This is a genomic window from Leptolyngbya cf. ectocarpi LEGE 11479 (assembly GCF_015207065.1).
Classification (GTDB): Bacteria; Cyanobacteriota; Cyanobacteriia; order Phormidesmidales; family Phormidesmidaceae; genus Leptothoe; species Leptothoe ectocarpi.
In genome coordinates this window covers 1-15,522 of record NZ_JADEXP010000134.1, presented here as the reverse complement: position 1 = coordinate 15,522, position 15,522 = coordinate 1, and the positions used below count along the sequence as shown (strand labels likewise).

The window sequence follows — 15,522 nt, the reverse complement described above, 5'->3', positions numbered from 1 at the left end:
CCCACTTTTCGTAGTAGACCCGGTATGATGCATGTCATGGCTATTCAGGTGGGTTTGTCTGTTAACAAAACCTTAGTGCCTGAATAGCTTTTCTGGCTATTTCTCTCGCTTTTCTGTCCGGACTATTGCTATTAAGGAGTTTATTTAAATGATTCAGAAAGGTATTATTTTGGCCGACGGAAACGGAACTCGCTTATATCCTTTAACTCATAGCAACGGTTAATCAAATATATCTGGAACGTGAACAACTTCGGCTAGAGGTTATGGGACGTGGTAGTGCCTGGCTTGATTCGGGTACACACCAATCACTTTTAGACGCTAGTAATTACGTATCCACAATTGAGCAAAGGCAAGGTCTTAAGGTTGCCTGTCCAGAGGAAATTGCCTTTCGTCAAGGATATATTAACATTGAGCAGCTCAGAGAATTAGCTAAGCCGTTGCTTAAATCTGGATATGGTGACTACATAGCCCAGAGGCTTATAAAGTATGGGAAACAGGGCTCGCAGTGTGGGAATTCCTAAGAATATCCACTCTAGATATCGCAGAATTTTAGGAATGGAAGAACAGCTGGTAGTGACGGATGTCTGTGTCATTCTCTTTCCTCACAAATACCGATGAGTTCTTCTAATGCTCAATTGTATGGCAAGTCTGAGTGTGAACACCATGACAAAGGTCATCTTAGATCTTGTCTCTGGTGGGGAAGCGTCAACCCTCCCTGCACGCAAAGTTACAGGGGTAACAAATTCAAAACCCAATAAAAGGTTTGAAGATCGCTGAAAGCTTTAGGTATATAGCCTCGCAGCCAAATTGTCCCTTTAGTGACAGCCCTCGATTAGCATTGGGTTTTGAACCTGACGCGGACTGAAGCCTCATGACCACAACATTTAGTGGAAGATCTGAGCCTTTTACGAACAGTAATGCTGCTCTTTAAACCAGGAAGAAACATAATTATCGCTATTCTATTGACAATGGATGGTATTTAGAGCAGATTAGTTTGTGTTCCTTAAAAGTCAGAGCTCTTTTGAGAGCATTCTACAGAGTGGATTCTGCTTATATCAATCACTTTTACAGGCTGACATACACAATGATTTTGTATCAGCTGATAAATGCTTAAGCTTACGTCAGTGAACTCGATCAAGAAGGCAATGATAAAGCAGATTATTCGAAGTCTTTTTAGAGTTTTACGTCGAGACATATATCTATCCCCCTAGAGCCTTCAACCCTGAATCGGGCTATGTCATCTATGGTGATAGACCAATGTCTAAGTACCCGAATAAGACAAACATAATCTATGTCAAACTTTTGCATAGATTGTTAACCAGAAGGCCACCTAATCTGTTTGATATAAAACGCATTATGTGAGTGTAAATTGGTTTCGAACAGGTTGCTGCTCAAAGGTCAGCACATCAATACCGAAGCATTGACGCAAGACGATTCGCAGGGTGTGACTGGCCACTTTAGCGGCCACATGGACCTGAATGCCTGAGACCTTTTTTCGGAGTAAGCGCTCTAGGTGCTGTCCAGTATTTTGAATCTCGTTGAAAACGCCTTCAATGCGCTCACGAAAATGGATCAAGAGTCGGTCGAACACTGGCGGATTCTGCGACTGTTGATTCTCTCTCATGGGGGTGAAGATACGATTACCGGTGCATCGGGCGATATCAGCTTGCCAATCAGTGCCAATAAAGCCCTTGTCGGTCAAAATAGTGCAGCCTTGAATGTCCCCCAGGACGGTTTCAGTCGCCGCCCGTTCATCGGTGTTGGCGGGGACCAAATCATAGACCACCGGTAGACCGGATAAGGTGGTGAGCATCACCAGTTTGTAGCCAAAGTAGTTGAGCTTACGACTCGCACAGTACCCATAAGCGGCACTGCCCTCAAAATCACTCTGCCGTTTACTGCGTTTGTAGCCCACCACCGGCACCGGTTTCGTGTCGAGCAAGAGCGTCGTCTCAAACACCCCATCGAGGCGTTGCAGCCCGACGATTAAACTGACTTTGGTCCAGCAGGGCTGGAAACAGGTCTAAGTGATTGGCTCGAATAAATCCAAGAAATTGCTGCTCACCAGGATAGGGAAAATAATCCATCGCCAATAGCAACGTCAGCAGTTCACTCTCGCTAAAGCGACACGGAGGCCCTGATAATCGTGGACGTAAGCGAGCACCATACGCTTGGTACCAGGCATCTACCAAGACAAAGATGTGGGTTAGAAGGTCCGTCGCCTTTACCATAGTCATGAGGAGCTACAAGGTTTTGTGTTTGGTTACCTTGATCTTGATCGCTCCTCGTTTTTTTGGCCTACTGATTGCCATCGCTCAACTCACATAAGGCGTATAAAAGTTTTCTACAGGTGACCTGATATCCCTACTCTTCTATAGCTCCCAAGGTTATCAGTCTGTTTTTTTGAGCCGGACTCAATCCCCTGACTCCAGTAAGATTAAGTCCGGCGTAGGGGCCATCGAGACCTAGTTTTTTGATGGTTTTGCCAGTGGCTACATTCCAAAGTCTAATAGTTGCGTCTTCGCTACAGGTTGCCAGCGTTTTTCCATTGGGACTAAACGCTATAGAAATAACGGCACCGTTATGACCCTTTAGGGTGCGGATAGGTCGCCACGATTTTGTTTCCCAAAGTATTATCCTTTGGTCATATCCACCGCTGGCTAACATGCTACCTTTAGGATTAAACGTTACACATCGAATCCAATCATCGTGACCTAGTAAAGGGGAGAATTGACCATATTCTTGCCCCTCAAGGCTTAAAAGTCTGATAGTCTTGTCGTGACTACCGCTGGCAATCCATTGACCATCAGGACTAATGTCCAAAGCACGTACATCATCGCTATGGGCTTCAAATGATTTGACACAGTCTCCAGTCTGACAGTCCCATATGCGTACACTACTGTTGTCTCTAATATCGCTAGAGCTAATAATATATCGACCATCGGGACTATACACTACTTTTAGAATCCAATCTTGATGACCGGTTGCAAATTCGCGTGTTTCAAAGGTCTTTAGATTGGCCAGACGTACCACCTTATCATCACCACCACTGGCAACCCATTCTCCGTCGGGGCTTAGGGTTAAACTTCTTACCCAGCTGGTATGGTGTTCAAAGGTTCTAATACATTGCCCCGTATCTAAATTCCAATATTTAACTGTTCTATCATCACTAGCACTGACCAATGTTCGCTGGTCTTGACCAAATGCAACAGCCCAAATACGGCCTTTGTGCCCAACTAGTTGGTTGATACAGGCACCTTGCTCACTATGCCAGATACGGATGATACCATCATCACCACCGCTAGCTAATCTATCACCCAAAGGACTAAAGGTAACCGTCCGGAGTTTACTGGTATAGCCCTTGAGTGTTGCCAAACATTCATGGGTTTTCAGACACCACAGCTTAATTTGCTGGTCATCGCTACCACTTACTAAAATATCTTTGTCTTCACCAAAATCCACACTCCATACTCGGCTAGTATGTTCTGCAGGTAGTTCAATCATTTTTTGAGAGCGGATATCCCAAATTCGAATCATGCCGTCTTCGCTACTGCTGGCACAACAATGCCCCGATTGATGAAAGGTGAGGCAGCGGATCCAATCTTTGTGACCAGGGAGTTTGTGGGTACGGCTTTTCGATTGCACACTCCACAGCCGAAGAAATTCATCGTCATGGCCTGTCGCTAAAATCACACCCTCTGGATGCAGCGCCAATGCCCTTAATCCTTCTCTCTGACATTTTAAGGTACGAGGCTGCGTTAATTTTGGATCGTTTTGGAACTGCCAAATATATACTTGGCCAGCCTCGTTAGCGACAACTAGTAATTCACCACTACGGTCAAAGACAACATTACGAAAACGCATTTCCTCTGCGTTACCTTCAAATGTTTTGGTCACAAGCCGTTTAGCCGATTTTACCTGCCAGACCACTACCGTCCCGTCATCACTGCCGCTAACTAAATACTCACCGTCAGGACTAAAGGCAAGTGCCCGTATCCGAGATCCATAGCCCCTCAGTAAAGCCTGATTTTCTCCAGTTTTTCGATTCCATATGCGTACGCTGTGGTCTTCACTACCGCTGGCAATCCATGTCCCGTCAGGAGAAAAGGCAACGGCACGAACCCAGTGGGTATGGCCTGTAAGGGTACGTTCAAACTCCAGTCTATGTTGCTCATGCAGACGCCATATGTGTACCTGATGAGACGCGTCTCCTGCGGCTAAATATTGGCCATCAGCACTAAGGGCTAGCGCCAAGATGCCACCAAAGGGTTCGTAAAATACCGATTGACTCAAGTCTGTACAGGAAAAGTTGACGTTACGAAAGAGCAGACCGCGTAAATCTGCCTTGATGGTTAATCCCGAGAAGTTATAATCTTTGAGGATCGGTTTAGTAGCATCAGAATGCTCGGACAGTGCTTGTTTGATCAGGGAAATGCAGTTGGCAGCTCCATAGCCGTCGCGATGCTGAAATGTTTCCCGTAGTCGATCAAGGGTTAGTTTTATGCGATGCTCCAAGTTGCGATCGCGTTTTGTTAATCGCTTAAAAACAGGGATCAAAAGATTTTTATTCTGTTGTTTCTTAATACACTCTTTTGCAGAAGATTGAATTAGAGGATAGGTATTAAAAAAGTTTAGGTCTTTCCCATCAGACTCAAGTTCTCCTACCATGCCTTCAATGATAATATTGAGCGTATATTCCCGAATATAATGAGGCAGTGAATATTTTTGAGACTTGATTTCAACCAAAGCGCGTCGACAGAGCGAAATTAAAATTTCACGCAGTTTACCTGATGAAAAGTGTACCAATTCTCGCAATGCAGACTCTGAGACAGGTTCCTGTGAGACTGCTATCCAGTAAACTACTGTTCTCTCAGAGGAGCTTAAACGATCGAATGCCTCTTCCAACAGCTTTCTAATCCCATTGAAGACAAAAGAATTTCCCTGCTCTAAGAAGCTATCTGTATCGTCATGAAACAGCTCACGGACATATCCAGCAGCAATTCGAATTAGCATCGGATGACAGCCGTACTGTCTAATAAGTTTATCTTTGCTAGCTTGGGTCCCAGAAAGACGCTTACGGCCAAGAATTTTGCGAGCATCTTCCAACGATAGCCCCCCCAACTGCAGCAACCGTACAGGAGAGTCTTCATCTTTGTAAATAGAGATATACTTAGGGGGTTCACGAGTAATCAGGGCTAAACAACTACAGTGCGTTTTACGACCAATTTTGCTTAACAGGTCCTCATACCCTTCATACTCTGGCTGAAATGCACCAAACCCTTCTCCAGACTGCATTACAGCTTCTAGATCTTTGAGAATAAGCAAACATCGATGCTCCTTTAAAAAAGCAATCAGCTGATCCACACCACTGTTGAAATCTTCAATTTTTATAGTGTCATCATCTTTTAAAAACGATAGCAAGTCTGTGAGAACATCCAGAGGCGTCGAGGTTGGACTGAGGCTACGCCACATAATAAAGTCAAACTCATCTGCTAGCTCTCGACTAACCTTCGCTACTAGCTGAGTTTTACCAATTTTGAGAAACCCGGTGACGGCCACCAATCGACAGCCATCAGCCTGGATGTAATCTTTTAGCTGTTTGCTCTCGCTGTGGCGGCTCGATGGCGCAATTGCCTCTGGTGCATCTCCCCAGTCAATACGCTGTAAGCTACCGGTGGCTTTAACATTGACTTCAACAGCTTCGTCTTCTTCTAGATATGCAACGTCACGCCACTCTAAAGCAAGCTGTTCGCACAGCTCTACAAAATTCATAAAGTCAACGCGTTTGCCAGTGAGAAACTTGCTGACAGTGGCCCGAGTCAGCCCGACATCTATTGCCAATGCTTTTTGACTAGGAAAACCTGCTCGCCGCATAGCATTGCGAGCGTAGTCTACTTTTTGCGGGCTCAGGCGCAACGAACGTGTAGATCTTTCTTTTTTTTGCATTGGCTTCTCCTTATGAGATTTCCCAATGCTGTGATCGTATCTTGAGCATCTATACTAGCGGTTATCCTTTGCATAAGTTAGACAAACTTACTAGATTGGCGAGGTTATCTTTTGTTACTTTCTTTCTTCTCTCTAGAAAGAGTGTAGAAAACCTCTTGATGCATTAGATTCCAACCCTATGTTAATGCTATGAGCTACTAGCACATATTCTGGCCACTGTAGCAGACGTAGTATTGAACAGTATAGGTTTTGGTTACAGCTTAGTCTAAAAAATATTGCGCTAATAGAAACGTATTAGCGCAAGACTCGTATGTCTAAAACTATTGAGGATTCAAAAAAGCCTACAAAGTCAAAGACTGGGGATTGTTTTCAATCAGGTCGGCTAGATCCTTGAGGAAGGCCGCGCCGTCAGCACCATAGATAATGCGATGGTCGCAGGTAATGTTGACGGTCATCTGCTTCTTGACGCCGATCATACCGTTGGCATCAGCAACTACTGTGGGCTTGGCACCGCCAATGGCCAAAATCGAACCGGTGCCAGGGGGCAAAATTGCATCAAAGCTATCCACACCAAACATACCCAGGTTCGACAGGGTAAAGGTACCTGTGGTGTACTCCTCAGGCTGTAGCTGTTTGCTGCGAGAGCGGGCCACTAAATCCTTCCAAGAACGGGATAGGGAATAGATATCCATCTGATCGGCACCGCGCAGGACTGGGGTAATCAAACCGCCGTCGGGCATAGCGACTGCCACAGCCACATTAATGCTGCCGTTGTACTGAATACCGGCAGCGGTGTAGCTAGCGTTGATAATGGGGTGCTTAGCCAGGGTTACGGCGACAGCCTTAGCTAGCAAACCCGTCATAGTCACACCCTTTGGCTTGATTTGCTTGTAGAGCGCATCTAGAGCATCGGTGGTAATGGTGTAGCTAACGCGGAAGACCGGCACCGACAGACTGGCGTTCATGTTGCGAACGACGGCCTGCTGCATGGTATTGAAAGCGGTGACCTGACCAGGGACTGGCGGCGGTGCAGTAGGGACCGCTGGTATAGCCGGAGCCGTTGGCGCGGCGGGCGCGGGCGCAGCGGAGACAGCAGGCATAGGCGTTTGACCGGCTGCTTTTTCTACATCTTGGGCAACGATGCGACCATGGGGACCAGAACCTACCAGGGTTTTGATGTCTACTTTTAGTTGCTTGGCTAGCTTCTTAGCTCTGGGTGAGGCAATTAAACGAACGCTAGGGGCAGCGCTATTACCATTTTGAGCAACCGTAGCGGGGGCAGCAGCGGCAACAGGTGCGGGCGTCGGCGCAGCGGCGGGTGCAGCGGCGGGTGCGGCAGCAGCGCCTTGCTTTTTGGCCGCTTCAATTTCGGCTTCGGTTTCGGCCAGGAGTGCGATCGCACTTCCCACCGGGGCCACATCACCAGCTTCTACAACGATGATCGCCAGATATCCCTCATAGAACGATTCGACATCCATGTCGGCCTTGTCGGACTCAACGATGACAACGGTTTCACCCTTTTCTACCTTGTCACCAGGGGCTTTAGTCCAAGAAACGATTTTGCCCTCAGTCATCGTGGAGCTAAGAGCGGGCATAAACACTTCGCGAATCATTGGGAAATTCCGGGACGGGTGGACAACTAAGACGATAACGGACCGACGATAACCGCACGGGCGCGCCAGCATCTTATTCTAAAAGACTTTGTGTCAATGATTAAATGGGAAATCAAATAAAAAACCAGTGACCCATGAGCCACTGGTTTGATTAAAGTCGCATGGGCAGCTTTGACTTAGATCCACCCAATACGCTTTTGGCACGAAATTATGTCTGCCTTACAGTTAACCCCGACTTTCTTTGATCACACCGTCCCGTAGCAGAATTTCTACATGCATTTTTTTGACCAGGTTATCGCCAGTGGCAACTTTGAAAAAGCCATCGATTTGACCCTGGCTAACTTCTTTATTGAGTTCTAGAGTCTGCACCTGCTGCAGCTGCTGTAGCACCTGGTTCTTTTGCTGAAGTAGCTTATTTTTGTCTTCGTTGAGCTTATTTTGAACAGCGGACATCTGGTTTTGAGTAGCCTCGTTAGCCTCTTGCTTTTGGAGTTCGCTAACCATACGCTGACCCTGCATTTCGAGCTGCTGTAGGCGGCTGTCGATGCCGTTTATCTGCTTCTGGAGCTGGTTTTGGGCTTCTTCTTTCCACAGGGGGGTAACAACGGCTTTGACGTTGATAACTCGTTTTAGAAGAAGCTGAGATGACGAAGCGTCCATAGAACTACTAAATATCGGTTTTGGTAATCAATTTCACTAGGTATATTACCCGGTCAGACTAGAAAAGGCTCTTTTGCAAGATTTTCTATGGGTTTAGAAACATTGGGGGAGAAGTTTTGAATTCTGCTATCACCTATACTCCTGCTTCCCATGTTCTACATTTATTGTGCAAACAACTCATCAATCACGTTTTGATAGTTGCGGGTCACCACCGGTCGCTTGATTTTCATGGTCTGGGTAAGCATGCCGTTCTCAATCGTGAAGGGCTCGCTCAGCAGGGTAAAGGGACCAATGCGTTCGTCGGGGCGATAGCCGGGCCGGGCTTTGACCTCGCGGGTGAGTTCTTGCTTAAACAGGGTTTGAATTTTGGGATTTTCTAGGGATGCAGCAGGGTTAGCTTCGTCAATAGTGATGCCCTGGGAGGTAGCCCACTGGCTAAGGGCTTCCAGGTTAGGGACAATCAGAGCGCCCAGCACTTTCTGATCCTGACCCACCAGCATGATTTGATCCACATACTTACTACGGGCACAGGCATTTTCGATAGGCTGCGGCTCAATATTTTCACCGCTGGTAAGGACGATGGTATCTTTGGCGCGACCGGTAATCACCAGATCTCCGTTGGCCGTGATTTTGCCAAGGTCGCCCGTGTCAAACCAGCCGTCGGCGTCAATGGCTTTGGCGGTGGCCTCAGGATTTTTGTAGTAACCCTGCATGACTTGGGGACCACGAATCAGAACTAAGCCTTGCTTACCCTGGGGCAGGTCCTGGCGCGTTTCTAGGTCGACGATGCGGGTTTCGGTACCGGGCAGGGGCTGACCATCGGCTCCGCGCAGGTTTTGCCAGGGACGACGGACGTGGGTAATCGGTGATGTTTCGGTTAGTCCGTAGCCGCCGAGGATATCGACGCTGATGATTTCGTAAAAGTCTTCCAGATGGTCGGCAATGGAGCCGCCGCCGCTGACGACAAAGTTGATGTCACCCCCCGTGGCGGCACGCACTTTTTTATAAACCATAGCGTCGCCCAGCTTATGGACAGGCTTCAAAACGGCGGCCTGAGCACCGGCCATTGCTCGCTCAAAGGCATTGGGCGTATGGTCAAGGCTGAGGTCATTGGCAATACGTTTGGCGGTGATATAGCGCTGACTTTGATGTAGGAAAAAATCAATGAGTTTTTGCTTGCTTTCGGGCTGTTCGCGAAACTGTTTTTGCACACCTTCGTAGATCGATTCCCACAGTCTAGGCACACCCACCATGTAGTTAGGTTTGTAGGCTTTCAGGTCTTTTTTGACGTAGCGAATATTGGTGTAGATCTGGTGCACACCCTGGGACAGGGTGAAGTATTCAAAGGTGCGTTCGTAGCAGTGCCAGATGGGCAGAATGCTCATGACTTTAGAGCCGGGGGTGGGGTGCACAACGCTGCAGGCTCCAGAAATTTGGGAGAGCAGGTTAGCCTGGGAGAGCATGACGCCCTTGGGTCTACCGGAGGTACCAGAGGTGTACATCAGGGTGGCCAGCTGGCCGCGACTGTACCCCACTTTTTTGACATCTGCACCTAGCTCCATCAGCTGATTAAAGTTCAGCAGCCTGGCCGTGGTTTCCAGCTGGGGAGCTTCATCGGACAGCAGCACAATAAACCGTAGATTTTTATCTCCAAGGCAGTCGGCTAGCTTGGTCAAGGTGGCCTGATCTTGCACAATCATCGCCACGGAGTCGCTGTTGTCGAGGATAAAGGCCAGCTCATCTTTGTCGGCCTGGGAACCGCGTACGGCATCCACCGCACCTGCGGTCATGATTCCTTGATCGGCCACTAGCCAACGGGGCTGATTGTCTGAAAAGAGCGCAATTTTGTCCTGGGGTTGGATGCCTAGGGCCTGTAAGCTGGCTGCAAACTTTTGGATTTGCTGAGCCAGTTCGCCATAGGTGAGGGTGAGCTGAGGCGTACCGTGGGGATCTTCTAGGGCAACTTGATTGGGAAATCGCTCGGCAACGATGGGCCAAATCTCGGCGACTGACTGGACGTGGCTGTAGTCAATCGCCTGGGCGAGGTTATGTTGCTCTTGGAGCGAAAGGGCAGGGGCAGCAGTCATAAGAACGTCCTATATAAGCGCATTGATGTAAGGGGTGCCTATGCACACATTACCGCATCAAAATTAATCTATTCCTAAGGTTCTATCTGTGCGGATGCTTGTGCGGATTTTATAGTTTCGTTGGCAAACTCTGCACCTGTGGCCTTACCTAGACCAGTCTAGTAACTGTCAAATCTATTGAGCAGCTACATCAGGCGACCATGGCACAGCCGCCGCATCAGGGTTAAGTTAAGTAACGAGTTTTTTGCTCCTGAGTCTATGCGTCCATTACTTTTCGGTCGGCTGACGGTCGAGACGGTGACAATCCCCATGCGGGACTTGCCTCAACGACTTCAGGGTACGGTCATTGTGCAACTATCGGATTTTCACTACGACGGCAAACGGCTATCGGAGAGGATACTCAGGGATGCGATCGCAACCATCCCCGCCCTTAACCCGGACCTGGTAGTTTTCACAGGCGACTTTATCACCGAAGAACCCGACCCTATCCACCCGCTGACCGCCCAGCTCAGTCCCATCGCTGAGGCCTACCCTACCTATGCCATCCTCGGCAACCACGACAACTACTGGCCCACAGCTCGATCGATCGTCACCGCTGCCCTCACCGATATCGACATCACCGTCCTTTGGAATCAGGTTGCCTATCCCTTTGGCAAAGACCTAGCCCTGGTCGGGCTAGCCGACTATTACCATCCAGACTTTACCCCTGAGGTGCTCAGCCAGCTGCCCACACAGCTGCCCCGGATTGTGCTTTCCCATAACCCAGATACCGCCGAGCACATGAGCCCCTGGCGGGTTGATCTGCAGCTCTCAGGTCACACCCACGGGGGTCAAATCGTTCTCCCTGGTATCGGTAACCTGGCTGCACGCTGGTTTCGCTTTCGCAAGCACCTACCCAAACTAGTCCGCAAAAGCAAAATTCCCTACGTTAGCGAGCGCTGTGCCGAGGTTGTGGATCACTGGGAATGGGCCATGGGACTGCACCCGATTGGCCCCAATCTGCTCTATGTGAATAGGGGTTTGGGTAGCTATGCCCCAGGACGGCTATTCTGCAATCCAGAGATTACCGCCATTACCCTCACCACTGCTGAATAAATCCGTGATCGGCAATACTACTTTTTTACGACAGAGGCTCGGATGACAAAAGTCATTTGTTTAGGTGACCTCTTGCTATGGAAGCGTAGTAAAAGCCTCGCTAAGGTAAAAACAGTAACGCTCAATCCGCAAGATGTATTCTCCGCGTCGGATTTCTCTCATAGGTCTAGTCAGTCTGGCTATCTTTCCAACTAGCATGGCCACTCTCGACGTCCGTGCCAGCCAGACACCTTTCTTTAGTCACCAGGAAACAAGTATGACTACAGCTTTAATCACTCATCCATCCAACAATATATCGCTAGCGACAGATGTATCGACAGAATCTTTTTTAGAAAGGCTGAATGAGATTGACATCTATTTGAACACCTATGCTGAAATCAAACAGTTTTCAGGAACTGTTCTGATTGCTCAAGGCAGTCACCCACCCATCACCCGTAGCTACGGCTTAGCCAATCGAGAACATCAGGTTGCCAACACAGTCTTCACTAAGTTTCGTATTGGCTCGGTCACCAAACAGTTTACAGCCGCTGCGATCCTGCAGCTACAAGAAAAAGGACTTCTAGAACTACAGGCTCCTATCTCAACGTACCTGCCCGACTATCCCGAAGGAGATCGAATTACAGTGGAGCATCTGCTTACCCACACAGCAGGTATTCCTGAATATCTCAATCCTGAAATCTTTCCAGATCTACTTGAGTGGATACGACAGCCCTCTACGCTGGCTCAGTTAGTAGAGCGCTTTCAAGCGCTGCCTCTAGAATTTGAGCCAGGAGAGACGTTCCGCTACAGCAACTCAGGCTATGTTCTGCTAACTCAGATCATTGAAGCTGTTTCAAACCAGACCTATGCAGACTACTTGCAGACAAATATCTTTGATCCCTTGGGAATGAATGATACAGGCTATGAGATGCCGCAGACGGTCATTGCTAATTTGGCCCAGGGATATGTGTTGGTCGGCGATGGCGTTTACCTACAGGCCGCTCCGCTCGATATGAGCATCCCACAGGGGGCCGGTGGACTCTATTCAACGACAGCGGATCTGGCAACTTGGACGCAGTGGCTGCATAACGAGCAGCCGGATGCAACCGTGCTGAGCGCAGCCGCTAAAACAATGCTGATGCAGCCTGTTGTGCAAATGGAACCTGAGACTAGTCCTGATATGTTCTATGGCTATGGGATGGTTGCCGATACTCGGTTTGACCAACCGCGTGTCCACCACAACGGCGGCATTAGCGGGTTTGCGAGTTCTTTAGTGCATTATCCAGAGGACTCGTTGACTATCGCTGTTTTGTCTAACCTAGAAACGGCTGTTCCTGCACGAATTGCAGAAGATTTAGCTGCGATCTCATTCCAGACCCCCTACGAACTACCCCAACCGCACGAAGCAATAGACCTTGACCCCAGCCTATATGAAAAATATGTCGGCACGTACCAGCTACTGCCCGAAATGCAGGTGATGATCCAGGTAGTAGAGGGCGAACTCACAGCCCAGGCCACAGGTCAGGATGCTTTTGTACTGTATCCCATGTCAGAAACGGATTTCTTTGCTCAAGTGGCTGATATTACAGTGACATTCTCTTTAAGCGAGGACAAAACGGTCAAAGGCCTGACGCTCCGACAGCTGGGTCAGGAACTGTTCGCACCCAAAGTCACAGATAGCTATTAGCACCATTAGTGTAAACCTGAAATCGTTAGCAGTCATAAAAACGTCCCATATAAGCGCATTGATGTCATGGGGGCCTGTGCACCCGTGACCGCATCAAAATTAATCTATTCCTAAGGTTCTATTGGTGCGGATGCTTGTAGGGACTATGCGTTCGTTACTTTGCGGTCAGCTTATGGTCGAGTTTGAGCAGCGGGCCGCTCTGTAGCTTTATTAAAGAACCCCTACATTCCCCCCGCCGATTTCCCGTTTCCCCAGGAACTCCTCTATCCTAGGTAGAACGATTTTTGAAACCCGCAGGTCCAATGCACAATTTTTTACCGATTACATATTTTGAGGGTCAGTTTTGTCCGTTTGAGGATGCCAAAATATCCATTGCCACCCATGCATTGCACTACGGGACGGGTGCCTTTGGCGGCTTACGAGGCATTCCCGACCCTCAAAATGCCAATCGAGTATTGCTATTTCGCCTGGACCGCCACTGTGCGCGATTGAGTTCAAGCGCCCGGCTGCTAAATTTTGATTTACCCGCTGACAAAATCCACCATGTGATTACAGATTTTGTCAAAAAGAATAGTCCTCAAACATCCTTTTACATTCGTCCCTTTGTATACACATCGGACCTAGGTATCGCACCGCGATTGCACAATGTCAAAAAAGACTTTTTTGTCTACGGTCTAGAGCTTGGGGATTATCTCTCCCCCGAGGGTGTCACCTGCCGGATTAGTTCTTGGTATCGGCAAGAAGATCGCAGCTTGCCGCTGCGAGGTAAGATTAGCGGAGCCTATATCACGTCATCCCTAGCCAAAACTGAAGCCGTAGAAGCAGGCTTTGACGAAGCAATTTTGATGAACTCCCAGGGCAAGGTGAGTGAGGCCTCAGGGATGAATATTTTTATCGTGCGTAATGGCAAACTGATTGCACCAGGGTTTGAGCAAGATATTCTTGAAGGGATCACCCGCGATAGTGTTCTCCAGGTTGCCAAAGACTTAGGCATTGATGTGGTCGAGCGGCCCGTGGATAAATCAGAACTGCTCATTGCCGATGAGGTGTTTTTGAGCGGTACGGCAGCCAAGGTAACCCCTGTCCGACAGGTAGAGAATTATACCCTGTCAACCGTACGACCGATAACAGACCAGATTCGAGAAAAATTGACGGCGATTACAGAAGGTCGCGACGCTCAGTACCAAGACTGGGTGTTTGGTATAGATTTGGCATAGTACAGAAAGAGACGCTGCTGACCTACGCTATGATTTCGTCTGCGAAATACGGATAGTAGTATGTCTAACAAACGCTTGCATCCGCTAAAAAGAAGCAGTGGCAAGATAAATTACCGTTGACGGATGATAGTGATGATTGGCATCAAACTACAAATCTTCTGGTTTGATGCCTAGAGTCAGGAACTTTTGCTACTTTGAGGCGATGCCTTGGCATATAAAAAGTATTCATAAATCTAGTTTGGTCCATATGCAAATTACTGAACCAGTAGAGTAATGTATTGTGGATAGGAGGTTCATCCTCCCCATCGGGTGTAGCAAATAACGATGTTGAATAGTATTCACACTTAGCATCGTTACTGCAATTATCTACTATATCGAAAACGTTCCTAGGGACTGGCCTACCGCATCTGCAGTTCGAGCCAGTTGGATTCTACTTTTATTTGCCTGTATTATTTACAGCCCTAGAAAGTAGCCGAATCAAAAAATACTATAGACTTTCCATAATCCAGCTTTTATTTTTTTGACTATGGCCTGAAATAGTTGCTTATCCAGCGTATTATTTGACATAACAGTTATTGATGTCAGTGCCCTCAAGATTCCGCTCAGGGGACGCTGGCTAGCTTTGATGCCACTCGGCTCTTACATGAGGAAGTTCATTAGCACCCCCCGTCAACTTGCTTGCACTTTACAAAGGCTTGAACTGACTGACTAATCAATTTCTAAGTTAGATGACCGGAGCGCAGTGTTATTCGCTGAATATTTTCTTGAGCTAGCTGTGTTGCTCAAGATTGACCTTGGAACATTATCAGCAATGTCTCTTCAAGGACGTCTTCTTTTATACAGAGATGTTTTAAGAAGATCATGCTTTTGATATTTACACTTTACATAATCAATAATTTTATACAGGCAACAAGCTTTGGCTAGAAACAATCGATAAAAACAATAGACAATAAAAATCTTTTGACTATAAATATAAAAGGCTTATATCCCAAAGCTTTATCTCATAAAAATTATTTTTCAGCATGTATGAGATATTTAAATTACCTTACCCGAGAGAGTATAACCTTTAAAACAAACGATTTTCAACAAAAATCTTTTGTTTTCAGCCAAATGTCAGAATTTTGAGCATTTTGTATTCCCTATAGAGTCAGCTAGCTATCGTTCAATTAACTATGCGTTCTATTTACAACCCAAAAATAAGTTCCAAAACATAAGGTTTTAGATCGTGTGTCTTTCCG

At 47.5% G+C, this 15,522-nt stretch carries 9 protein-coding genes and 2 pseudogenes; 5 read left to right on the top strand and 6 right to left on the bottom strand.

Annotation, left to right across the window (positions count from 1 at the left end; translation table 11 throughout):
• Nucleotides 1-148: 148 nt before the first annotated feature.
• Both IQ260_RS31890 and IQ260_RS31885 read left to right on the top strand, forming a co-directional pair.
• On the top strand, nt 149-223 hold the full coding sequence (locus IQ260_RS31890; protein ID WP_193993955.1) for a sugar phosphate nucleotidyltransferase: 75 nt from the start codon (nt 149-151) through the stop codon (nt 221-223).
• Nucleotides 210-320 (top strand): annotated as a pseudogene (locus tag IQ260_RS31885) (sugar phosphate nucleotidyltransferase); the annotation flags it as partial. The gene IQ260_RS31890 and the pseudogene IQ260_RS31885, both read left to right, overlap by 14 nt.
• A 105-nt stretch (nt 321-425) precedes the next feature.
• Here the strand turns inward: IQ260_RS31885 and IQ260_RS15220 are convergent.
• The 6 genes and pseudogenes from IQ260_RS15220 to IQ260_RS15190 form a co-directional block, all read right to left on the bottom strand.
• Complete coding sequence (locus IQ260_RS15220) at nt 426-593, bottom strand: hypothetical protein (protein WP_193993953.1); 168 nt, start codon at nt 591-593, stop codon at nt 426-428.
• 761 nt (nt 594-1,354) lie between these two features.
• Nucleotides 1,355-2,237: pseudogene (locus tag IQ260_RS15215) on the bottom strand (IS982 family transposase).
• A 127-nt stretch (nt 2,238-2,364) separates the two neighbouring features.
• Entirely contained in the window at nt 2,365-5,946 is a 3,582-nt protein-coding gene (locus IQ260_RS15205) for a WD40 domain-containing protein (protein WP_193993951.1), read from the bottom strand.
• 341 nt (nt 5,947-6,287) lie between these two features.
• A complete protein-coding gene (locus tag IQ260_RS15200; RefSeq protein ID WP_193993950.1) occupies nt 6,288-7,559 on the bottom strand; it encodes a dihydrolipoamide acetyltransferase family protein in 1,272 nt (423 codons plus the stop codon).
• A 225-nt stretch (nt 7,560-7,784) separates the two neighbouring features.
• Complete coding sequence (locus tag IQ260_RS15195) at nt 7,785-8,219, bottom strand: YlqD family protein (protein WP_193993949.1); 435 nt, start codon at nt 8,217-8,219, stop codon at nt 7,785-7,787.
• A gap of 161 nt (nt 8,220-8,380) precedes the next feature.
• Nucleotides 8,381-10,306 (bottom strand): AMP-dependent synthetase/ligase, encoded by a 1,926-nt coding sequence (locus IQ260_RS15190; RefSeq protein ID WP_193993948.1) that lies wholly within the window; start codon nt 10,304-10,306, stop codon nt 8,381-8,383.
• A 258-nt stretch (nt 10,307-10,564) separates the two neighbouring features.
• Between IQ260_RS15190 and IQ260_RS15185 the strand changes: the two genes are divergently transcribed.
• The 3 genes from IQ260_RS15185 (at nt 10,565) to IQ260_RS15175 (ending at nt 14,284) form a co-directional block, all read left to right on the top strand.
• Complete coding sequence (locus IQ260_RS15185) at nt 10,565-11,401, top strand: metallophosphoesterase (RefSeq protein ID WP_193993947.1); 837 nt, start codon at nt 10,565-10,567, stop codon at nt 11,399-11,401.
• A gap of 196 nt (nt 11,402-11,597) precedes the next feature.
• Nucleotides 11,598-13,067, top strand: coding sequence for a serine hydrolase (locus tag IQ260_RS15180; protein ID WP_193993946.1), 1,470 nt, complete (start codon nt 11,598-11,600; stop codon nt 13,065-13,067).
• Between the two features lie 302 nt (nt 13,068-13,369).
• A complete protein-coding gene (locus IQ260_RS15175) occupies nt 13,370-14,284 on the top strand; it encodes a branched-chain amino acid transaminase (RefSeq protein ID WP_193993945.1) in 915 nt (304 codons plus the stop codon).
• The last annotated feature ends 1,238 nt before the right edge of the window (nt 14,285-15,522 follow it).

Excerpts from the sequence above, each read along its gene's own strand:
- IQ260_RS15220 (WP_193993953.1), bottom strand. The coding sequence starts at position 593 with ATGACACAGACATCCGTCACTACCAGCTGTTCTTCCATTCCTAAAATT.
- IQ260_RS15205 (WP_193993951.1), bottom strand. The coding sequence starts at position 5,946 with ATGCAAAAAAAAGAAAGATCTACACGTTCGTTGCGCCTGAGCCCGCAA.
- IQ260_RS15200 (WP_193993950.1), bottom strand. The coding sequence starts at position 7,559 with ATGATTCGCGAAGTGTTTATGCCCGCTCTTAGCTCCACGATGACTGAG.
- IQ260_RS15195 (WP_193993949.1), bottom strand. The coding sequence starts at position 8,219 with ATGGACGCTTCGTCATCTCAGCTTCTTCTAAAACGAGTTATCAACGTC.
- IQ260_RS15190 (WP_193993948.1), bottom strand. The coding sequence starts at position 10,306 with ATGACTGCTGCCCCTGCCCTTTCGCTCCAAGAGCAACATAACCTCGCC.
- IQ260_RS15185 (WP_193993947.1), top strand. The coding sequence starts at position 10,565 with ATGCGTCCATTACTTTTCGGTCGGCTGACGGTCGAGACGGTGACAATC.
- IQ260_RS15180 (WP_193993946.1), top strand. The coding sequence starts at position 11,598 with ATGGCCACTCTCGACGTCCGTGCCAGCCAGACACCTTTCTTTAGTCAC.
- IQ260_RS15175 (WP_193993945.1), top strand. The coding sequence starts at position 13,370 with ATGCACAATTTTTTACCGATTACATATTTTGAGGGTCAGTTTTGTCCG.